At 45.1% G+C, this 22,672-nt stretch carries 14 protein-coding genes; 5 read left to right on the top strand and 9 right to left on the bottom strand.

The features are described 5' to 3' along the window. Nucleotides 1–135: 135 nt before the first annotated feature. Nucleotides 136–237, bottom strand: a complete 102-nt coding sequence (gene petL, locus QUA43_RS25500; RefSeq protein ID WP_006633742.1) for a cytochrome b6-f complex subunit PetL — start codon at nucleotides 235–237, stop codon at nucleotides 136–138. Between the two features lie 77 nt (nucleotides 238–314). Here petL and aroB point away from each other — a divergent pair, with 77 nt between their 5' ends. Beyond that, the gene (aroB, locus tag QUA43_RS25495; protein WP_333377505.1) at nucleotides 315–1,409 is read left to right on the top strand and encodes a 3-dehydroquinate synthase; all 1,095 of its coding nucleotides are present in this window, start codon (nucleotides 315–317) and stop codon (nucleotides 1,407–1,409) included. A gap of 96 nt (nucleotides 1,410–1,505) precedes the next feature. Here aroB and QUA43_RS25490 read toward each other — a convergent pair whose 3' ends face one another. After that, a complete protein-coding gene (locus QUA43_RS25490) occupies nucleotides 1,506–2,276 on the bottom strand; it encodes a tetratricopeptide repeat protein (protein WP_333377502.1) in 771 nt (256 codons plus the stop codon). 191 nt (nucleotides 2,277–2,467) lie between these two features. Here QUA43_RS25490 and QUA43_RS25485 point away from each other — a divergent pair, with 191 nt between their 5' ends. After that, entirely contained in the window at nucleotides 2,468–3,310 is an 843-nt protein-coding gene (locus QUA43_RS25485) for a stomatin-like protein (protein ID WP_333377499.1), read from the top strand. On the opposite strand, the gene folP is transcribed toward QUA43_RS25485, so the two are convergent. From folP to QUA43_RS25460, 5 genes are all read right to left on the bottom strand, one after another. Continuing rightward, on the bottom strand, nucleotides 3,301–4,170 hold the full coding sequence (gene folP / locus QUA43_RS25480; protein WP_333377497.1) for a dihydropteroate synthase: 870 nt from the start codon (nucleotides 4,168–4,170) through the stop codon (nucleotides 3,301–3,303). The two genes, QUA43_RS25485 and folP, sit on opposite strands and share 10 nt — an antisense overlap. A gap of 102 nt (nucleotides 4,171–4,272) precedes the next feature. Beyond that, nucleotides 4,273–4,833 carry a Uma2 family endonuclease gene (locus tag QUA43_RS25475; RefSeq protein WP_333377494.1) on the bottom strand — a complete coding sequence of 187 codons (561 nt, stop codon included), beginning with the start codon at nucleotides 4,831–4,833 and terminating at the stop codon, nucleotides 4,273–4,275. 129 nt (nucleotides 4,834–4,962) lie between these two features. Then, complete coding sequence (tpiA, locus tag QUA43_RS25470; RefSeq protein ID WP_333377546.1) at nucleotides 4,963–5,688, bottom strand: triose-phosphate isomerase; 726 nt, start codon at nucleotides 5,686–5,688, stop codon at nucleotides 4,963–4,965. 75 nt (nucleotides 5,689–5,763) lie between these two features. Beyond that, nucleotides 5,764–5,949 carry a PCP reductase family protein gene (locus QUA43_RS25465; RefSeq protein ID WP_006633749.1) on the bottom strand — a complete coding sequence of 62 codons (186 nt, stop codon included), beginning with the start codon at nucleotides 5,947–5,949 and terminating at the stop codon, nucleotides 5,764–5,766. A 100-nt stretch (nucleotides 5,950–6,049) separates the two neighbouring features. After that, the gene (locus QUA43_RS25460) at nucleotides 6,050–7,003 is read right to left on the bottom strand and encodes a hypothetical protein (RefSeq protein ID WP_333377491.1); all 954 of its coding nucleotides are present in this window, start codon (nucleotides 7,001–7,003) and stop codon (nucleotides 6,050–6,052) included. 325 nt (nucleotides 7,004–7,328) lie between these two features. On the opposite strand from QUA43_RS25460, the gene QUA43_RS25455 reads away from it, so the two are divergent. From QUA43_RS25455 to QUA43_RS25445, 3 genes are all read left to right on the top strand, one after another. Then, the gene (locus QUA43_RS25455) at nucleotides 7,329–8,441 is read left to right on the top strand and encodes an IS630 family transposase (RefSeq protein WP_333377489.1); all 1,113 of its coding nucleotides are present in this window, start codon (nucleotides 7,329–7,331) and stop codon (nucleotides 8,439–8,441) included. A 608-nt stretch (nucleotides 8,442–9,049) separates the two neighbouring features. Further along, entirely contained in the window at nucleotides 9,050–10,063 is a 1,014-nt protein-coding gene (locus tag QUA43_RS25450) for a PleD family two-component system response regulator (RefSeq protein WP_333377486.1), read from the top strand. A 229-nt stretch (nucleotides 10,064–10,292) separates the two neighbouring features. Further along, the gene (locus tag QUA43_RS25445) at nucleotides 10,293–16,325 is read left to right on the top strand and encodes a response regulator (RefSeq protein ID WP_445302003.1); all 6,033 of its coding nucleotides are present in this window, start codon (nucleotides 10,293–10,295) and stop codon (nucleotides 16,323–16,325) included. 308 nt (nucleotides 16,326–16,633) lie between these two features. Here QUA43_RS25445 and QUA43_RS25440 read toward each other — a convergent pair whose 3' ends face one another. Both QUA43_RS25440 and psbC read right to left on the bottom strand, forming a co-directional pair. Beyond that, on the bottom strand, nucleotides 16,634–20,491 hold the full coding sequence (locus QUA43_RS25440; protein ID WP_333377481.1) for a GAF domain-containing protein: 3,858 nt from the start codon (nucleotides 20,489–20,491) through the stop codon (nucleotides 16,634–16,636). Nucleotides 20,492–21,052: 561 nt separating this feature from the next. Further along, entirely contained in the window at nucleotides 21,053–22,432 is a 1,380-nt protein-coding gene (gene psbC, locus QUA43_RS25435; RefSeq protein WP_333377478.1) for a photosystem II reaction center protein CP43, read from the bottom strand. Nucleotides 22,433–22,672 lie beyond the last annotated feature (240 nt).

The following is a 22,672-nucleotide window of genomic DNA, read 5'->3' as shown; positions in this document are numbered from 1 at the left end:
GGTTCTATCGACCGAAGCATTTGCGCGCAAAATCTCCAAGTTTAATCAGAGATTTTTTGGGCGCAAAGACTTCACACGATCAATACTTTTACCAGAGGTTTCAATCTCTGAGTTCCAAGTCACAAAGCAGCCGAATTAGATGAGTTTGACAGCCCGCAGACCAAACATCAGCACTGTCGCCAAGCCGATCATGCCGCCAAAAATCCCAAAATAAGTTATTGCTCCGCTAAGAGTCATGGCAATTTCTCCAAAACAATCAATAAAAAGACATATAAGAACTATAATCGAAAATCTAATATCTAAATTAGATAAATATGCAATCCATAATTAAAGTTGACTTGGGGCCACAATCTTACAATGTTTGCGTGCGATCGGGCGGTTTAGACGAACTCGGCAGTCTGATGGGCGATCTAAGTTTGGGCAAAAAAGTGCTGCTGGTGTCGAATCAGTCGATTTTTCGGCAGTACGGCGAAAGAGCAACCGCAGCCCTCGAATCGACCGGTCTGGAAGTCGGTACCTGCATTTTACCACCGGGAGAACAGTACAAAACTTTAAATTCGGTACAGAAAATTTACGGTGCGGCTTTGGAAAACCGCTTAGAACGTTCCTCGACAATGGTGGCTTTGGGCGGCGGCGTGGTTGGCGATATGACGGGTTTTGCTGCGGCGACTTGGCTGCGGGGAATTAATGTCGTGCAGGTTCCGACTTCGCTGCTGGCGATGGTTGATGCTTCTATTGGTGGCAAAACGGGGGTGAACCATCCTTTAGGGAAGAATTTAATCGGGGCTTTTCACCAGCCGCGCTTGGTGTTAATTGACCCGGATGTACTCAAAACTCTGCCGGCGAGGGAGTTTCGTTCGGCGATGGCGGAAGTCATCAAGTACGGGGTGATTTGGGATGCTGAACTTTTTGGGAAGTTGGAAAATTGCAAGCGGTTGGATCAAATGCGCTATGTGAAGGCGGATTTGTTGGCTGAAATTTTGAGCAGGTCTTGCCAAGCTAAGGCTGAGGTGGTAAGCAAAGACGAGAAGGAATCGGGTTTGCGGGCGATTTTGAATTACGGGCACACCATCGGTCATGCTGTGGAAAGTTTGACCAATTACAAGGTGATCAATCACGGAGAAGGAGTGGCAATCGGCATGGCTGCCTCAAGCCGATTGGCTGTGGAGTTGGGAATGTGGGATGCTGAGTGCGATCGCCGCCAGTCTGCTTTGCTTGAAAAAGCGGGTTTACCTGCCAAATTGCCGGCGGGTGTGGATGTTGAGGAAATTTTGCATACTTTGCAACTCGATAAGAAGGTGCAGGATGGCAAGGTGCGGTTTGTGTTGCCGGTGCGCTTGGGTGAGGCTGCTGTGAGCGATCGGGTGGATGGGGATTTGATTATACAAGTTTTGAAGGAAATGCTTTAGATTCCCGTTTTTGGGGGTGTTTAACCGCCGCTGAACGCCCATTAACGCCGATCGCCCAAGATGTTTTTTCTTTCAATGTGCGATCGGCGCTTGAGTTTAGGATTCGCTGGATCGCGAATTAATTTCCTCCAAAATTTTATCTACTCTGTTAGCCGCTTGAGTTCTACCTTGCTTGATAAATAACTCCTTAGCTTTTTTGAGGCTGGCTACCGCCTCCGCTTGGTTTTCCTTGTCTCCTTGCTGGTACAAACCGACTCCTAAATTGTTTAAAGCATCGGGATATTGATCGTTAATTTTAACGGCTTGTCTCCACTGAACAATTGCCTCGGGCAACTGCCCCTGACTTGCCATCGCCACGCCTAAATCGTTGTGAGCTTTGGCGTGCTTCGGGTTGACTTCAATTGCTTTTTGGAATAGAACGATCGCATCGCTCATTTTACCTTGCCCCGACAGCATAGTTCCCAACTTGTAATAAGCATCCGCTTCTTTGGGATAGCGAGCGATTAGTTGCCGGTACAAAGCTTCGGCATTGACAGCATTTCCTTGACCGTAAAGGTCGTTGGCAGTTCTCAAACCCATCGTGTAGCCTTTCCCTACAACTTGGCACTTTTTCTCGGAGTTGCCTTCCTGCTTGCAAATCCTGAGTTCGTCTCCCTTCATCTCGTAGGACAGAACTTCCCGAACAGCAGGGCCGCGGCGCGGGGGCTGCAAGTTCTGCGACTGCAAGTTTTGCGAGAATTGCAGGGCGATTGGCTCAGCTTGTGCCGGTTGGGTCACTGCGGCATTGCAGATTCCTGCACCCAACAAAATACTTGGGGCAATCCACCTCAAAGGTTTGAACCAGCGAAACTCTCGATCGTTTTTCATGTCTTTTGTGGAAACGTGTTGTTGATATCCTGGGTTTCACTAGCGCCGTAAGAGTCGGAGCCGATGGGGCTCACCCGATGAAATAGTTAGTTATTAACAGTCGAGATATTTTAGCACTGCAGGGCCGAGTTTGAGTTAAATTAGAGTAGAATTCCGATCGATTCTCAGTCAACCTTAGCAGGAAAATAGAAATGGGGCAGTCTATTCTTACCATGCTCTTTGCGCTCATCCTCGGCTACGCTGTTAACTCAAGCGTCAAAATAGTCAGCGGTGGCGACGAAGCTTTAGTGGAACGTTTGGGTCAATACAAGCGCACCCTCAAGCCAGGATTCCACTTTATCAGTCCCCTGGTCGAAAAAGTCGTCTGCGTGGACACAAGCCGTGAAAGAGTTTTAGACATTAAACCTCAGTCAGCAATCACGGGAGATAATGTGGCTCTCGAAGTCGATGCCGTTGTGTATTGGCGGGTTGTGAATTTACAGAAAGCTTATTATGGAATCGATCAAATTGAAAATGCGATCGCCAACTTAGTGTTAACGACGTTTCGCGCTGAAATTGGTCGATTGCCCATGCAAGACATCTTGGGTTCCCGAGATGACATGAATAAAAAGTTACTCAAGAAGTTGGACGAAGCTACCGAAACTTGGGGTGTCAAAGTAATTCGGGTGGAAATTCAAAGCATTACACCTCCGAAAAGGGTGCAAGAAGCTATGGAATTGGAGCGCGCCACCAAGAGCGAGTGGCAAGCAATGGTCAATAAGGCGATCGGCACTAAGGAGTATATGAGGCTCTTAGTTGAAGCTTTAGACTCCCATCCGAATAGTAAGCAAGTTTTGAATTACTTAGTAACGGAAAAATACTTAGACGCTCAACAAAAATTGGGCGAAAGCGACAATGCCAAAATTCTGTTTATGGACCCCAAGATCATGACGGAAGCTCTGGGCGAGCTTATGGGTTCTATGCCCGATGTGATACATCATCATTCTGAGGGCGGGGAAATGAAAGTTATAGATACTCACACTTCTCAAGATTGATTTCTGAAGATAGCGTCGGCAACCAGACAAACATCGTGCATTTCTCTGACATCGTGAACTCGCAAGATATCTGCCAAATTTGCGATCGCACCTGTACAAGCCGCCGCTGTCCCCCAAACTCTTTGTTTCGCTTCTGGCTGATTCAAAATGTGACCGATGAAGCTTTTTCGCGATACTCCGACTAAAATCGGACAGTTTAAAACACGGAATTTTCGCAACTCTCGCAGAATTTCTAAGTTTTGACTGTAAGTCTTGGCAAAGCCAATACCAGGGTCGAGAATTATTTGAGATTTGTCAATCCCCGCAGCAACTGCTGCAGCAATTCGACTCTCGAAAAATTCCCCAATTTCCCCCATTAAATCCCGATAATCTGTCAGTTGTTGCATCGTCTGGGGAGTTCCCCGAATGTGCATCAAAATTATTGGCACTTTTAAGTGAGCAACCGTTGACAGCATTTCCGCATCAAAAGTAGCTCCCGAAATATCGTTAATTATATCCGCTCCCGCCTCAACAGCAGCTTTCGCAACCTGCGCTCTGGTAGTATCGACCGAAATAGGAACTGAGCCAAAAATATCGGCTTTTTCTCGCAGTATTTGTACTACAGGTATAACGCGATCGATCTCCTCTGCTAAGGATATTTCCACTGCCCCAGGCCGAGTAGATTGACCGCCAATATCAATAATATCAACTCCCGATTTTACCATGTTTTCCGCTTGCGCTAAAGCAGATTCTATGGTATAGAAATCTCCGCCGTCGCTAAAACTGTCAGGGGTAACATTTAAAACGCCCATTAAATAAGTGCGTTTTCCCCACTCGAAAGCTTTATTTCTAATTGTCATTTTTATTTGGTTATTTGTCATAAATTATATTTTTGGGCAGGCGGGACAACCGTCTCACAAGAATTTCATCTTGAGAGTGTTGGGTTTCGTTCCTCAACCCAACCTACACTATCAATTTTTAATTCAACCAAAACTCAACCAGCTAAAAACAGTGTCAACTGTCAATTCTAATTCAATTTTATCAATTATTGGCAACAGAGCTGCACCTTTGTACAGTTCTACTTTTTGTCCTGGAAATACTGCCAAAATACTCTCTTCTTCTGGATCTAGTAACCACCCCAACTCAGTGCCGTTTCGCGAACAGTGGAGTAAGTTACTCAGCACTTTTGTTTGGCTTTGGTTTGGAGACAGAATTTCTATCGACCAGTCAGGATTAATGTCAAAGCGGTTAGCAATTCTACCAGACGGCAAAAAAGGAATTCTTTCCCATCGGAATACTGCTACATCTGGCACGATTGATGCCCCGCCAAAAGTGCAGCGCAACTCGGGAAAAGCATTGGCAATTTTCCGAGTTTTCGCTACTTGATTGATAGTCTTGCAGAGTTCACCTTGAAGTACGCTGTGTTCACCTTGAGGCATGGGCTTCTGAATGATTTGTCCCTCAAGAAATTCTGAGGCCGGTTCAGTTTCCGCCAGTTTGAGGAACTCGTCTAAGGCTGGTTTGGGTTTAACGATCGCAGTCATAGGTTAATTCTCCCGATCCGAGAAACACTGAACGGCACATCACAATTGTAGGCGATCGCTGTTTAATTCCCGCTGCCATTGTTCCAATTACCTATTAACAATTACCAATTAGCAATTACCAATTAGCAATTACTGATAATTGACAATTCGATCGAAGCTAGCAGCTTCCAAACTCGCACCGCCTACCAGAACCCCGTCAATCTCAGGCATCGCCATAACTTCATCAATATTCTCCGGTTTAACAGAGCCACCGTACTGAATTGGCACGCCAGGATTAGTCAATTTACTGCGAATCAAACCAATAACTCGGTTAGCTTCCTTCGTTTCGCAAGTATCGCCAGTGCCGATCGCCCAAATCGGTTCGTAAGCAATTACCAACTTATTTTGGTCAACACCAACTAAATCTTTTTCCAACTGAGAAAAAATGTGAGATTCAGTTTCCCCTGCATCTCGCTGCTGCTTGGTTTCCCCAACGCACAGAATCGGAATTAAATCGTATTTCTGAGCCGCTTTTAGCCGAAAATTCACCGTTTCGTCAGTTTCCCCAAAATATTGGCGCCGCTCGCTGTGCCCTACGATGACATAGCGCACACCAAGTTCACTCAGCATTGGCCCGGAAATTTCCCCAGTAAAAGCTCCAGACTCTTGCCAGTGAACGTTCTGAGCACCGAGTCTGATCCGGCTGCCGTGCAAATTTTTCGACAGGACAGCCAAGGAAGTGAAGGGAACGCAAAGCACGACTTCCCGTTCCTCTGGGGTTTCCGTCAGGCAGGACATGAATCCTTGAAGAAACTCTAGGGATTCAGTCCTAGTTTTGTACATTTTCCAGTTGCCAGCAATAACTATTTTCCGCACGGGTGACTCAGTAGCTCTGTGAACATCAAAATCAGGCAACTTATAGTTTAAAGCTTTAGGGTACATTTGGAGCTTTTATTGCCCAAACTCGATGCGAGCTTGCTCAACTAAGTCAACGGTGACGACTTCGGTTTCGGCTTCGCGGGCCAACTGCTCGATGCGGACACGAGCTTGTCCCCGGACAAAGTAGGGAATATTTTTTAGCTTCGCCTTGGCTTCTGGCGTCCATTTTAAATCATCGGAAAATTCGGAATCGGGCATGGCGTATTGAGCGATCGACTACAAGCCTTCATGGATCTGGCTTTGATGAAAAGCCTGGATGTATTAAATTTACCACGAGTTGCGATCGGGCCACACCTTCTCACTCTGCATTGAATTGCTTGCCTAAAATAGCCGACGCTTCTTGTAAAAGCTGATTCTGCTCTTGTCGAATTGCCTCCAACCTTGTCAAAATATTAGCAAGTCGTTCTTGAGACTCCAAACTTTTTGATTCAACTCCCCTCAATTGTAAAGCTGAATTATTTTTCTCTTGGGTATTCTTGGGAACCAATGAGTTTACAGCCACTCCACCGACATTACTTACAGATTTAGAGGCAACACTGAAAACCCCTTGCATAAATTTTCCAGGGCTTTGCAGAATAAATAACCAGCCTTCTGCAAAAAATTTACCTAAAGCCTGAAAAAAGCCCAATATAATGAATATAAATATCAGCAACATTGCTAAAGATATCAGCGGATGACTCACCAACCAGAAGACTACAGGGTGAGAATCAATCCAATCTTTGACAGTACCATTGATAGAACTTTTGATGGCATCTAAAGCGGTGCCACTCATATTTCCCGCCTTGTTAATGCTATCTTCTAATGAAGCCTTAACCTTTTCTGTAGCTTGATTTACACTCTCTACAGCTTGGCTAGTGCTTTGATTCAGAGTATTAACCGCAGAGTTAGTAGTTTGATTAATAGTTTCTTTAGCAGTTGCCGCCGAGTGAGAAATAGCATCAACAGCTTTGTTGGTCCTTTCACTGACGCGACTAACTGCTTGATTCGCCATTTCAGATAGAGAAAATCTCGCTCTTTCTGTTTTCTCCGCTACATTGCCTAAAGCATTGTTCGTAGCTTGATTAACCGTATTAACGGCAGAATTCGTAGTCTGAGTGAGAGCTTCTTTGGCCTGAAATGCAGTTTCGGAGAGAGGAAAATTAGCTTGGGCTGTTGCTTCTGAGGTAGAATTAATTGCTTTTCCGACTTGTTCCGTCCAAACTTCTTTCGTTTTTTGAAAGCTTTGAGAAAAATCAGGTAGTGCTACTTCCATAGTAAGTGATCTCCATCAAGTTAATTTACTCTTTCCCAGTGATTATAGTATATAGCAATGCTTGCAGGAGTCATAAATTTTTTACCCCACCCCAACCCTCCCCGAACTCGCGGAGAGGGAGTAAGAAATTCACAAATAATGCGAGAATTGCTATAGTATAGCTTCCATGCCCCCATGCTTTGAAAGATGGTGCCAACGCTTTGACGATGTGTTCCCGACTCAAGCCCAAAGACAGGAGTTTAGACACTATCTGGGGGGATTAAGCTGTTGTGCATTTAAAACGCATATGGGTATAATATAACATAATGATATTCAGAAAAAGTGAATGCCTGCTAAAAACTTTCTCAGTTCCGAGACAAAGAAAACTCTGCAACAAGCATTAAAAGACCATGAGCATCCAGACATTCGACAAAGAGCGTTAATATTTTTATTACTAAACAACGGAAATACACAAGCTCAAACTGCTGAACTAATTGGATGTTCTCTCAGAAAAGTTGCCTACTGGAGCATTCATGGTGATCCCGATAATTTAGACAGTTTTAAAGATAATAGGATGAAGGGTAATTACCGAAAAGCCACAGAAAAATACATTAATTTACTTTTAGAAACAGTTGAAGTAGAGCCGGAGAAATATGGTTATGAGTTCGGAAGATGGACAACAGCTAGACTTGCAATACATCTAGGAGAGCAGACAGGAATAGAGCTGAGTAGTACCCAAGTTAGGAGGATTTTAAAATCAAAAAAGTATGTTTACCTTTGGGCTAAATATAGCTTAGAGGATAAGCAAGATACCGTGGAAAGGGGTTTATTTAAAGATAAATTAGCTGAGTATTTAAAAATAGAAAAAGAATCTCCAAACCTTTTACAGGTATGGTTTTGGGACGAAAGTGGATTTAGTTTAAGAGTAATTAGAAGAAAAAACTGGTGTAAAAAGGGGACTCGAAGTAATAAAAGAGGAGACCGACGAAAAGGTCGTATTAATGTTATGGGTGGAGTGAGATACTCAGACAAAAAAAGATGGGTAGATTTTATTCCATCTGGTAATTCTGCTAATTTTTATGCTGTGCTGAAAACTTTTTATGAAGATTTAAAAGCCGAGTGGATATTGCAAGGAAATTTAGCGGAAGACTTTAAAGATAAAGGCTGTAAGTTTGTGATAATTTTGGACAACGCTAGTTTTCATAAAAAAGCAGAGACTTTGCAGAAAATAGCGTCAGAAATGCCGAATCTAATCATAGAGTTTTTGCCCAAATATAGCCCTGACTATAACCTAGTTGAATTAGTATGGCATTCCGCCAAGGAATATGTTGCCAATAGATTATTTGAATCCATTGAAAAACTAGAATCACTGTTACATAAACTTTTAAATGAAGGAGGACTAATTATAAAATGGAACCGAAAAATAAAAAATAAAGGTAACTTAGTTAATGCAGTTTAGATGTCGAACAGCTTATTGGGAGAAAGGAGAGAAAAAACCTATCCCAGATCACGCAGAACGCTGTAAATGTTTCTTAACAAAGCTTACGCCTTTTTGCAGTCAGAGTTTGCTGGTGCGAACAAACGCTTAACTAAGGGTGAAGCTATATGCGATCGTGTGACCATCAGATGTATTCCCCAAAAATAGATCGGACGATCGCTCAAAGATGAGGGAGGAATTTGATGCACCTGAAAAAGCCTGAATTAATTTAAGACATATAGCATATTATCCCACGGACGATCGGGGGAGAACGAGCGATCGCGGGAGAACTGGCGATCGTTCGTCAAAGCTCGCTTGACGTTGTAAAAACTGTTTAATGCCCCCAAAAATAATTATATATTTACAAAAATTAGCGCAAGTTGCCAGACTTTAATATCCCCGAAAAAAAGCGAGAAATTTTAAGTAGACTGTGGCTGTTGGTTTAACAAACCCGACGCTGCCTAGAATGTTGTTGTGGCCGCTTAGCTGGTGTATAATTTATGACATATTTGCCCATTTTTTACTTTCCATCCCAAGCTCAAAATATGCTAGGCTAGAATGTTTCCAAAGCTTGAGATACACCATGACGTATGTATCAATCATTAGAAGAGTCAGCCATTTCGACTAACCCATCTACGGAATCGTCCTCTCTAATTCTGATTGTGGATGACGATGCCTTGATGCGTTTGCAACTTCGACTGTATTTACAGAAGGAAAAATACCGAGTGGCTGAAGCTAATGATGGGTTGACAGGGCTAGCAGCTTATGAGGAAGTACATCCAGACCTCATCCTGCTAGATGCAGTGATGCCCACTATGGATGGTTTTGCTTGTTGTCAAAAATTATCTGAAGTGGCTCAGAGCGATCGCCCACCTATTTTGATGATTACTAGCTTGGAAGACAAAGAATCTGTCGATCGAGCGTTTGCAGCGGGAGCGGCTGACTATATCACTAAGCCGATTCACTGGGCTGTTCTGGGACAGAGAGTGCGACGGTTGATTCAGCAATTCCACTTGCAACAGCAACAAACCCTACTTTACAAGCAGCTAGAAGCCGCCAATCGGCAATTAAAATACCTCGCGTCAATTGACGGTTTGACTCAGATTGCCAATCGCCGTCAGTTTGACCAACAACTAGAGGAGGAGTGGCGACGCATGACGAGGCAGCAAACTCCTTTGTCACTGATTTTGTGTGATATCGATTTATTCAAGCCTTACAACGATACTTATGGACACCAAGCAGGGGATCTATGTTTAAAGCAAGTTGCGGCAGCTCTCAATCGCAGTATTAATCGAGCGGGAGATTTAGTAGCACGTTATGGCGGTGAAGAATTTGTAGTGATTTTACCTGGCACAGAGCTTGAGGGAGCCGTCCAAATCGTTAAGCAAATGCAGGCTGGCATCCAAGCTTTAGCAATAGTCCATAATAGTTCTCCGAATCATTGCATTACGCTCAGTTTCGGTATTACCAGTGTGATTCCTACCCAAGAGATCCGACCAGAAAATTTAATTACTGCTGCAGATGCAGCACTTTATGAAGCTAAAGACCAAGGTCGTAATACTTTTTGTACCAAGATTCATACAGTTAATAAATTCACCCGTTAAATCATAAGGGTAAAAACTATGCCTCTCGTAATTGGGAATAATTATTTCTTAACAGTTTAGCGAAATATCCAGTCCTGCATGAGTAAGCCTTGATTTTAGTATTAAAGCCTAAATAATCGGTTGTGCGACCTTCATGGCAACTGTTAGGGATAGATAGAACGAGAGTGTCTCTCGGACGATTTTTTATCAAAATGAGTTTATATTCAGCCAGTAGCGATTCTAGAAATTTATGGGAGGAGCTAGCTCAGTGCGTGATCAAAGATGGTTTGGTGCGATCGCCCTTCTCACTGGTGCGGGTTTTCTGGGCAACTATTTCAGTTTATCTCTTTTCTTTGGGGTTGATTTCCTCTTTGGCAGTATTGCAATACTGATTATTACTTACTACTTCGGCTGGGGCTGGGGAGGTTTGGCCAGTCTAATAGCAGGCAGCTATGCTTATGTCCTTTGGAATCATCCATACGCCACAATTATTTTGGTAATTGAGGCTCTATTTGTAGGGTTTATTTGTAAGCGTAAACATTCAAACCTCCTTTTATTTGATGGGATTTACTGGTTTTTAATTGGAATGCCTCTCGTTTGGCTTTTCTACGGTCAAATGCTGCACATGGAGGCTGCTCAAGTCCTGCTAGTTATGTGCAAACAAGCAGTCAACGGCATTTTTAATGCCTTAGTTGCCAGCTTTATCATTGTTTATGCACCCGTTGATAAACAGATTGGTCGTTCAAAGAAGATCCATGCCCTCTCATTAAAACAAACTATTTTTCATCTGTTGGTTGCTTTTGTCTTTATTCCAGGACTGCTCCTATTAATTATTGATGGTAGATACTGGGTCGCTCAAATTCAGACGAATGTGCAAACTGAGTTACAAACAAACGGGACTAATCTCAGTAGCGATGTATCTAGATGGCATCAGCGACATCTATTAGCTTTGAATACATTAGCTGAAAAATTCCTCATTTCTGAATCCACTACTGCTGCTAATCAAGCAATTCAATCATCCGAGCAACTGCAACAAGACATTAGCCGGATCGAGCAGTGGTTTCCAGATTTCGAGAACATTTATGTGGCCGATTCATCTGGAAGAGTTTTAGCTGCCTCTTCTCCTTTAAATCAAACCCGTCTGCAGTTGATTGAACAAAGCACCGAACATAAATCTCTAATTACCCTGGCTCAAGAGCGGTTGAGACCTTGGATGACTCCTGTCTACAACAATTTATTAATTAACGAACCTCATGTAGGATTGAATGTTCCCCTGCAAGTTGAAGGTAATTTCCTTGGTTTGATCCACGCTTCATTAGCATTGAGTCAGATCCAATCTCTATACATTTTTCAGCAAAACAATCAGCAACTACGCATTACATTGCTCGATCAAAACAACCTAGTCATTGGGAGTAATCAATCCGATCCAAAGCTTTTGAACACTGTTCAGGAGTCAAAAGATGGCAGCACTCGCACCTTAGAGGGAACCTTGCAGCAGTGGGTTCCTAGCAAGGGCAACTATCCGATGATCCGTTGGAAAAACTCTCTATATATACAGGAATTTACAATTACCCCTGAGTTGAACTGGAGATTACGCTTAGAAATTCCAGCAGCTCCCTATGTAGAAAATTTACAAAATCGCTACAGGATAGATCTGATTATTCTTCTCTTCATCACAATGTTGGCATTTTCGTTGGCAACGGTGGTTAGCGAACGACTGGTAAAGCCATTATCCTATTTAGCTCTTGCGACTACTGACTTACCCAACCAGCTTTCAGAAGAAACATTTGAATGGAAACATAGCTCTGTTACTGAAATTAATGAGCTTGCTAGAAATTTTCAATTGATGGCGATCGCGCTTAATCAAAAATTTAGGGAGATTAAACACGCCAACACTACATTAGAACAGCGGGTTCAAGAACGAACGCAAAAATTATCCAAAATCAATCGCTCTCTGAAAGCTGAAATTAAGAGACGTAAACAAGCCGAAGCTGAACTAAGAACAAGAGAGGCGGGGATACGAGCTTTATATGAAGTCACTGCTACCCAAAATCTCAATTTTGAGCAACGCATCCAAGCGTTGATTGACATGGGATGTCATAATTTTGGGCTTGAAAGTGGCATCTTGGGTCGTGTGGAAGATAATCTTTATGAGGTGATGGTGGCGCGATCGCCCGATCGAGTCCTGAAACCAGGTGATGTCTTTGATATTAAGGAAACTTTGTGCTGTGAAGCTTTAGAGACAAATGAACCCCTAACAATCGAACATATAGGCACCTCCAAATGGCGTTACCATCCTGCCTATCTTGCCCTTGGCATAGAAGCTTATATTGGAACACGAGTGTTAGTTGCAGGCAAAGTCTACAGTACCCTCAGCTTTTCTAGTAAATCTCCCCGTGCAGACAGCTTTAAATCTGCCCATGTGGAATTACTGAAGCTGATGGCTCAATGGATTGGTAGTGAAATCGAACGGCATCAGGCAGAAGTCGCTCTGCAAGCCAGTGAAGAGCGATGGCAACTCGCCCTACGTGGTAGTAATGATGGGGTATGGGATTGGAACGTCAACACCAATGAAGTATTCTTGTCGGCTCGCTGGAAAGAGATGTTGGGCTACCAGGAGAATGAAATCCCCAATCACTTAGAGGAATGGAGTAAACGAGTTCATCCCGACGATATCGGATGGGTGATGCAAGCCATTCAAGATCACTTTCAGCGCACAACTCCCTTTTATATTACAGAACATCGAGTGCTTTGCAAGGATGGGAGCTACAAATGGATTTTGGCTCGAGGGCAAGCACTTTCGGATGCAGCGGGTAGAGTTGTGCGTATGACTGGTTCTCACAGCGATATTACCAACCGCAAAAAGTTAGAGGAGGAAATTAAAGCCAGAGAGCAATTATTGAATGCTTTCTTTAAAGGATCTTCCCTAGCAGGGGTGGGGCTGTGTATATACGATCGGCAGTTGAGAATTTTACAAATCAATGAGGCACTAGCTGAAATTAATGGCCACTCTGGGGAGGCTCACTTAGGTAAGACAACCGATGAGATTTTGGGGGAATTTACTCCTGGTGTAAATGCACTGTTACAACAGGTTTTAACGACAGGAAAACCTTCCATCAGCTTGGAAATGAGCGGACAAGTACCCAGTCCAACGGGTGCCAAGCGCTACTGGCTAGCTTCTCATTTCCCCATTTTCAAGGATGCAGAGCAGCCTGTAGCAGTGGGTTGCATTCTGATTGAAATTAGCGATCGCAAACGAGCCGAAGCAGAACTGCAACAAATAAGTGCGGCGCTAGAAAATGCCGTGGCAGGCATTTCTCGGCTGGACCCTCAAGGACGCTATATCTCTGTCAATGTTACTTATGCTGCCATCACCGGATATCAGCCTGATGAAATGCTAGGGATGGAATGGCACAAAACTGTTCATCCTGAAGATGTTGAGAAGATGGTGGGTGCTTATCAGCAAATGTTGAGAGACGGCAGAGTCGAAGTAGAAGCTAGGGGAATGAGAAAAAATGGCTCTAGCTTCTATAAACAAGTGGTGATGGTTTCTGCTTATGACGAGCAAAATGTGTTTGTCGGGCATCACGGCTTCATGAAGGATATTAGCGATCGCAAGGAGGCAGAAGAAGCACTACAACGACAGTTGCAAAAAGCCCTACTGCTGAAGCAAATTACCGAAGAAATTCGTCAAAGCCTCAATGCTCAGCAGATATTTGAAACGGCTGCTATTCAGATTGGGCAAGCTCTTGGGGTCAGTCGCTGCTTAATTAGCACATACCAGGACAATCCACTGCCTCAGTTTCCTATCGTTGCAGAGTATCTAGCAGTGGGGTCAGCGCCCAGCGGGGAGCATGATATTTTGTCGGCCAGTCCTGCTTATACAAAACGGTTGATGGCTCAAGATGAAGCCATCGCCTCCCCGGATGTCTACTGCGATTCATTGCTCACCTGTTCTCATTCAATTTGTACCAGTCTCAATTTGAGATCGACATTAGCAGTGCGAACCTCTTACCAAGGAGAACCGAATGGTGCCATTTGTTTGCACCAGTGCGATCGTTACCGTCATTGGACTACGGATCAAATGGAGTTGCTAGAATCAGTGGCGGCTCAAGTAGGAATTGCCCTAGCTCAAGCCAAGTTACTAGAGCAAGAAACTCGACAACGAGAAGAATTAACTCTGAAAAACTGTGCCCTGGAGCAAACTAGACGGGAAGCAGAAGCTGCGAACCGAGCCAAAAGTGAGTTCCTGGCGATGATGAGCCATGAAATTCGCACTCCCATGAATGCAGTTATTGGCATGACTGGACTGCTGCTGGATACAGAACTCAAGGCTCAACAGCGAGACTTTATCGAGACGATTCGCAATAGTGGGGATACCCTCCTGAGCATCATCAACGACATCCTTGACTTCTCCAAAATTGAGTCGGGTAAGCTGGAGCTAGAAAAGCATCCCTTGAGCTTGAGAGATTGCGTAGAAGGTGCGATCGACCAACTTGCAGTTAAAGCAGATGAGAAGGATATTGAGTTGGGCTACCTCATCCACCCTCAGACTCCTAAGTTGATTTTGGGTGATGTCACCCGTCTCCGTCAGATTTTAGTTAACTTGCTCAACAATGCGATTAAGTTTACTGAAACTGGGGAAGTTACCCTTTCCGTAGAAGCCTCTCTAGTTGATTCTGAGAAAACAATTTCTGAGCCAGGTAACTTGTCAGAAAGCTTGTATGAAATCCAGTTTGCCATTCAAGACACAGGCATTGGTATTCCAGCCAATCGGCTCGATCGACTGTTCAAGTCTTTTAGCCAAGTAGATACTTCGACGACTCGGCAGTATGGAGGGACTGGTTTAGGTTTGGCAATTAGTAAGCGACTTAGTGAAACGATGAACGGCATGATGTGGGTAGAGAGCTCCGGCCACGTCGGAGGAACCCCTTCACCAAAATGGCAAGCCGGTAAGCTTAATCGAGTCACAATGGGTTCTACCTTCTACTTCACGATTGTGGCATCCTCTGTTGGTACTGAGTTAGCGGAACCGATGGAAACGGTACCAGAACTATTTGGCAAGCGTTTATTAATCGTGGATGACCTGCCCATTAACCGACAAATTCTGACGTTGCAAGCCCAGATTTGGGGGATGCAGATTCGCGCTGCCCAATCGGCTGTGGAAGCGCTCAACTGGCTTGAGAATGGAGAAACGTTTGATGTCGCTATTTTAGATATGCAAATGCCACAGATGGATGGCCTCACACTCGGCCAGGAAATCCACCAACATCCTAAGTGCCAGCGTTTACCGCTGGTGATGCTGACTTCAATAGGCAAGCCAGAAGCTAGTGCTTCAGCGCTCTCCACCCACTTTGCAGCTTGTTTAACCAAACCCATCAAACAATCCCAGCTTTATCAAGTCCTGACTCAGGTGCTACAAGCTCAACCGACAAAAGTTCAACAGCGGCCCCCTAGCCCTGTTCAGGATGATATTAAACTGGCCCAGAGACTTCCACTGCGAATTCTATTAGCAGAAGATCATCTGGTGAATCAGAAGGTGGCACTGCTGCTGTTGGAGCGTTTGGGATACCGGGCCGATGTTGCTGCCAATGGATTAGAAGTCTTGGAAGCCCTGAATCGCCAGCCTTATGATCTAGTGTTGATGGATGTACAAATGCCAGAGATGGATGGACTTGAAGCCAGCCGTCGTATTTGCCAGGAGTGGCCGGCTCATGCTCGTCCCCGAATTATTGCCATGACGGCGAATGCCATGCAGGGCGATCGCGAGCTTTGTCTTGATGCTGGCATGAATGACTATATCAGTAAACCAATTCGAGTAGATACTCTCATCCAAGCGCTGAGTCAGTGTCCACCCAACCCGGAACCGCAGCAGGCCCAAAAGGAGGAATCAGAGAGCAAGAAGCCAGAAATTGATGTGCCAGCGGTTAACCTCACTGAACTGCAAGCCTTCTGTAGCAGCATCGATCGAGATTCAACCCAGATTTTGAGCTTGCTGGCGAACTGCTACTTTGAGGAATCTCTAAAGTTGCTACAAGCTATGAAATTAGCGATCGCCCAAGCGGATACTCAAACCCTAAACCGAGTGGCTCATACCCTCAAAGGCAGTAGTGCAAATCTAAGCGCGGCTCCTCTCGCCCAGCTTTGTAGCAGGTTAGAAGTCATCAGTACCTCTGGTGAACTAGATCAAGCCTCAACCCTTTTGGCTCAAATCGAGGGTGAGTACGATCGTGTCAAAAATACTCTCCAACAAGAACTACAAAAGAGCGAAACTAATCTATAAAAGTCAATTAAATAGGCATCTTTTTGCATCAGGACTTAGGCAACTGTCACCCGCGATGCCGCAACCGGGTTATGCGATCGTATCTGCATGAATCAGCGTCAATCCCTTGTCATCGGCGGTTCCCAAATTCTCTTTTTTTAACCGCAGATGAGGGCAGATAAACACAGATTAACGCAGATTAATTATATCAATTCCGGCGGCACCCTGCGTGATTGTTGACTGTTGACTGTTGGCTGGATTTTACAATAATGACTAATGACTAATGACTAATGACTAATGACTAATGACTAATGACTAATGACTAATGACTAATGACTAATGACTGCTGGCTGCTGTCGAAGCGGAATCTCTATCACAAACTCAGTACCTTTCCCCAATTCCGAATTGCATTTTAAAACGCCGCCGTGTTTCTCTACCACAATTTGGTAACTAATTGACAGTCCCAATCCTGTACCTTTCCCCACCGACTTAGTGGTGAAAAAAGGGTCAAATATCCGTTGTCTCATAGATTCCGAAATTCCCGTACCGTTATCAGAAATCCGAATCAGCGCGCTAGGAATAGTACCATTAAGTTGACCGACAGCAGTAGAGATTTTAATTTGAGGAACTACAGATTGACCAGCGAGCAACTTGTGCGCTTCCAAAGCATCGATCGCATTCCCAATTACATTCATAAACACCTGATTCAACTGTCCAGCATAACACTCAACTCTAGGCAAAATGCCGTAGTCTTTAACTAGCACAATGTTGGCACTGTCCGCATTAGATTTCAGCCTGTGCTGTAAAATTAACAGCGTGCTGTCAATACCCTCGTGAATATCAACCGCCTTCATTTGACTTTCGTCAAGACGAGAGAAATTCCTTAACGACAGAACTATTTGACGGATGCGATCGGCTCCCACCTTCATTGACAATAGTAATTTAGGCAAATCTTCTAGCAGAAATTCCAAGTCAATATCTTCGGCAAATTCGCTAATCTCAGGACTAGCATCGGGAGATTGCTGCTGGTAAAGTTCCAGCAAACTCAGTAAGCTAGCAGTATATTCACTAGCGTGATTGAGATTGCCGTAAATAAAATTAACTGGATTGTTAATTTCGTGAGCAATGCCGGCCACCAGTTGCCCCAAACCCGACATTTTTTCAGTCTGAATCAATTGAGCTTGAGTTTGCTGCAAATCCTTTAAATTTTGAGCTATTTGTTCTGCTTGGCGTCGGGTTTGAGCCAGCAAATCGGCTTGTTGGATAGCTACGCCTAACTGATTGGCAATCTGAGCTAAAAAGTTAACTTCTGAAGTTTCCCAACAGCGGGGCCCAGAATGTTGATATGCTGTCAATAAACCCCAAAGTTCTTGTCCTACAAAAATCGGCGCGATCGCATAAGCCTTCATCTGAAATTTCTCTAAAATACCGACAACACACTCAGAGTGGCAAACTTGATAGATATCGTCTACGGCTAGAGTTTCATTATTGGCATATCTGCCGCCTCGGTTTTCCTGCAAATAAGTATCTTGCCAAACTGTACTGATACCTTCCCCTACCAATTTTATCCAGCCATCTTTCACAAACTCGGCTACATAATAGCCACTCCAATCAGGATTAAATTGATAGACAGCAATTCTATCAACTTGCATAAACTGACAAACTTCTTGAGTAGCCGTCTTAAAAATTGCGTTGATATCGAGAGATTCTCGAATCTTAGCCACCACTTCAAACAGTATCCGCTGTTGCTCGGCTGCCCACTGCAAATCAACTGATTGCTGCCGCGTTTTAGCCAACAAATCTGCTTGTTCTAATCCTACACTCAACTGAATTCCAACTTGCGTAGCAAACTGAATTTCCGAAGTGTTCCAATGGCGCAAACCGCTGCACTGGTGCACGCACAGCAAACCCCAAAGTTTGGTGCCATTCATCAGTGGCATAATCACCTGAGCTCTAATTTGAAATTGAGCTAAAAGAGCAGCATGGCAGTCTGAAAGTCCAGCATTTTCGACATCTGATAGCACTTGAATCTGTCCCTGACTGTATTTTTTCGCATAGTTTTCGCTAAAAAAATGATCGCGAACTTTTACATCCATTGCCGAAGAAAAACCAGGCAAAACATCTTCGGTAATAAATTCCCCTTCATTAAAGTTTAAACTCGGATCAAAGCGATAAATGCCAACTCTATCGGCCTTTAAGATCCGTAGCAGTTCTGTAGTTGTCGTACGAAAAATTGTATCTAAATCGAGAGATTCTCGAATCTTAGCAACTACCTCAAACAATATCCGCTCTTGCTCGGATGCCCGCTGCAACTCAACTGCTTGCTGCTGAGTTTGAGCGAGCAAATCTGCTTGTTCTAGGGCGATACTGAGCTGAGCGGAAATTTGGGTAGCAAACTTAATTTCGGAAGATTCCCAGTTGCGGTGAGCCGAACACTGGTGCACGCATAGCAACCCCCAAAGATCGTTGCCTTTCATCACCGGTGCAACTAAACTAGCTTTGACCTGAAATTGCTCCAATAGTTGCTCATAGCAATCTTGCAGTCCGGCTTGTCTGATGTCGGACATGGCGTGAACTCGTCCTTGAGAGTAGAGATTGGCGTATTTTTCTCCAAAGCAGCGATCGTGCACTTTGACTGCCATTGCTGACAGAAAATCGGGTAAAACATCTTCGGCAACGAATTCGCCGTCGTTACATTCCGACGCGGGCTCGAAGCGGTAAACCGCAACTCGATCGGCATTTAAAGCCTGCCGCACTTCCTGAGACATCGTGCTAAAAATCTTGTTTAAGTCGAGGGATTTCCGCATTTTTGCCACCACTTCAAACAGCACTCGCTGCTGTTGAGTCAACTGCTGTAGTTGAGCGGTGCGCTCTTGAACTTTATTTTCTAAATTAGTGTTAAGTGCGTCGATTTTTCGGTGCAGTTGGCAATGGTTAATTGCATTAGTAAAGTGGCTGCCAAAAATTTGAATTAATTCAACTTCTTCAGTCTTCCATTCTCTAATTTGGGCTGTTTTTGACTCTTTCCACGCTTCAAAAGATATCCGAGATTGGGCGAGCCGCCCGTCGCTATCAAACTGTCTAGCCCAGAGAGTTTCGGTGTCAAATTCTTCTCGAAAAATGGTCAAGTAACCGAATATTTGCTGGCGGGTTCTGAGCGGTACGATTAAAATGCTGCGAATTTTGGTCGATCGAAATGCAGGTTGCAGGCTTCTCAAACTGCTAATTTGGTACAAGTCGGGAATTGCCCAAACCTGTTGCTCGCCGGATTTAAAATATTCGTGCCAGACGCTGTATTGCTCCACCTGCGGGTATTTTGCGGAAATTCCCATCTTCGGCCCTAAGCCACAAGTGTAGACTGTGAGTTCCCGATTCGAGTGATCCGAATCGGGAACTAGATTCGTAACCTTGCTGCTGTCGGAAATGAATGGCGTGGCGAAAATGCACAGCCTGCCGCCGCCGGCGTCTAGTGCTGCTACCGATTCTATCAAAGCTGTTTGGAGTTCAATCGCCGGCTGGGAGTTAAGGGCTGCGGCGACGCGGTTGACGGCAGCTTCCCGTTGAGCTTTCGCCCTCGCTTGGGCGAGGAGGGCTGATTGGGCTATGGCGACGCCGAGCTGATCTGCCACCATCTGAACGCCTTGGAGTTCGTTTTCTGCCACACTCCGGGACTCGGAGTGGTGAGATACCAACAACCCCCAGAATTCTTCGCCGTGAAAAATTGGTACTACCAAGCAAGCCTTGACGCCGAGTGCAGTCAAGTATTCAGCGTGGCAGGGGTCAACCGCACGAAAGCGCACTTCGTCGGACAGCAGTTGACCGGAAACCGCATCGCGGCGGGGACTTTGCCCTAACAGCCCGGAATCTATATCGACGATCGATCGCACTTGTAGTTGCGCGAACAGTTCGCGGGCGTGAGGGGGAATATCCTCTGCTGGAAAATGCAGACCCAATAGGGATGGCAAGCGGTTGCCGTTAATTGATTCGGCAATCACTTCACCGCTACCGTCGCTATGAAATTTGTAGATTTTTACTCTGTCTGTTCCCAAGAAGGATTGAACTTCCGCTGCTGTGGCGCTCAGAATTTCGGGTAGTTCTAGAGAGCGGCGAATGCGGTTGGCGATGCGTTCGAGCAAATTTGCTCGATCGAATCTCGCCTTGACATTTTCGATTTTTAATGAGTCCATTATTAATCTTTTACTTTCCTAGCAATAACAGTAAGCGGCCCAAAAGTTTTGTGCATGTTAAAAAATTCGGCAAGCACAGCAATTTAATAAAATATAAATATCCTGATGCCCATCGTCGATTAGTTTTGCACCTGTAGCGATCTGCCTTAAAATTGCAACTTTCCATTGCAACTTTCCATTGTTTGGGATTAAAACTTTTGTACTTTAAATATAAACTTTGTAGAGCCTGCCTTGCAAGCTCTTTACCCCAACGGATTAAAATTGTCAAGTTTCAAGACTTGCAGAGTCATTCAGCGCCACCGATGAAGGTCGCACCAAAATATGTCAGTCCTGGATGCAAAAGCTCGCTGAGGAACGAGCTTACGGAAAGAAACAGCATTGAATTCAGGTTACTCAGAAACCGGGTTTCTACGTCTAGGATTGTATCTGCTGCTAGCCGGCTTGGAGAATGGTCGATCGACAATCTGCAGCTTTTTCCAGATATTAGATCAAAAAAAGCTCCTGCCGTTAAGCAGGAGCCTTTTTCAACTAGACAATCAAATCAGAAATAAATTCGATCGATTAGTCCAAATTAGGCATACCCAATACTGGTTCATTTTCGCGATCGATACCCTTCTCAAAGCCAGCGACAGCCGCGCGAGCGCGACCAGCGTGCCACAAGTGGCCGACCAAGAAGAAGAAACCCATCACAAAGTGGAAACAGGACAGCCAAGAACGAGGAGAAGTGAAGTTAAACGAGTTAACTTCAGTCGCCACACCGCCCACAGAGTTCAAAGAACCCAAAGGAGCGTGAGTCATGTATTCAGCCGCGCGGCGAGCTTGCCAAGGCTGAATGTCATTCTTGATTTTGTTCAAGTCCAAACCGTTAGTACCGCGCAAGGGTTCCAACCAAGGGCCTTGGAAATCCCAGAAACGCATCGTTTCACCGCCGAAAATGATTTCGCCAGTAGGAGAGCGCATCAGGTATTTACCCAGACCGGTGGGGCCTTGTGCAGAACCGACGTTAGCACCCAAGCGTTGGTCGCGGATCAGGAAGGTCAAAGCTTGCGCTTGAGAAGCTTCCGGGCCCGTCGGGCCGTAGAATTCGCTGGGGTAAGCAGTGTTGTTGAACCAGACAAAGCAGCAAGCGATGAAGCCCATCAGGGACAAAGCGCCCAAGCTGTAAGACAGGTAAGCTTCGCCAGACCAGATTAAGGCGCGGCGAGCCCAGCCGAAAGGCTTGGTCAAAATGTGCCAAACACCGCCAGCGATACAAATCAGGCCCAGCCAGATGTGACCGCCGATGATGTCTTCCATGTTGTTGACGCTGACAATCCAGCCTTCGCCACCAAAAGGAGAGCGAACCAAGTAGCCAAAAATCACAGCCGGATTCAGAGTGGGGTTCGTGATAATACGCACGTCGCCGCCACCCGGAGCCCAAGTGTCATAGACACCGCCGAAGAACATGGCCTTAGCCACCAGCAGCAAGCAACCGCCACCCAACAAAATTAGGTGATAGCCGATGATGTTGGTCATCTGGTTCTTATCTTTCCAGTCGTAGCCGAAGAACGAAGAGTATTCTTCGAGAACTTCCGGGCCGCGAACGGCGTGATAAATGCCGCCCAAACCGAGAACAGCAGATGAAATCAAGTGAAGAACGCCGACTACGAAGAACGGGAAGATATCAGTGACTTCACCGCCGGGGCCGACGCCCCAACCCAAAGTAGCGATGTGGGGCATCAAAATTAAGCCCTGTTCGTACATGGGCTTTTCTGGGATAAAGTGAGCGACTTCAAACAAAGTCATTGCACCGGCCCAGAACACGATCAAGCCAGCGTGAGCGACGTGTGCGCCCAGCAGTTTGCCGGAGAGATTGATTAAACGAGCGTTGCCAGACCACCAAGCGAACCCGGAGGATTCTTGGTCGCGACCGCTTGCGTAGGAATTAGAGAGCGTTACCACCCGGTAGAACCTCCAACGATTTTAGATTTTGGATTTTGGGTTTTTTTGTTCCCTAGTAGAGCACGGTATCACCGCGCCTGCGCCGGGGAGTAGGGATTTGGATTTCAGATTAATTTAAAAAAACTAAATTAATCTGAAATCAAAATCCTGATTTTTTTAAAGTGCGTTACCGCGAGGCAGAACTTCTTCAGGGAAGATGAAGTTTTCGTGGGGTTGGTCTGTCGGAGCCATCCAAGCACG

The sequence above is a fragment of the Microcoleus sp. N9_B4 genome (assembly GCF_036701635.1).
Lineage (GTDB): Bacteria > Cyanobacteriota > Cyanobacteriia > Cyanobacteriales > Microcoleaceae > Microcoleus.
Note: the sequence above shows the minus strand (reverse complement) of the source record. Positions and strands in the feature narration are given on the sequence as shown.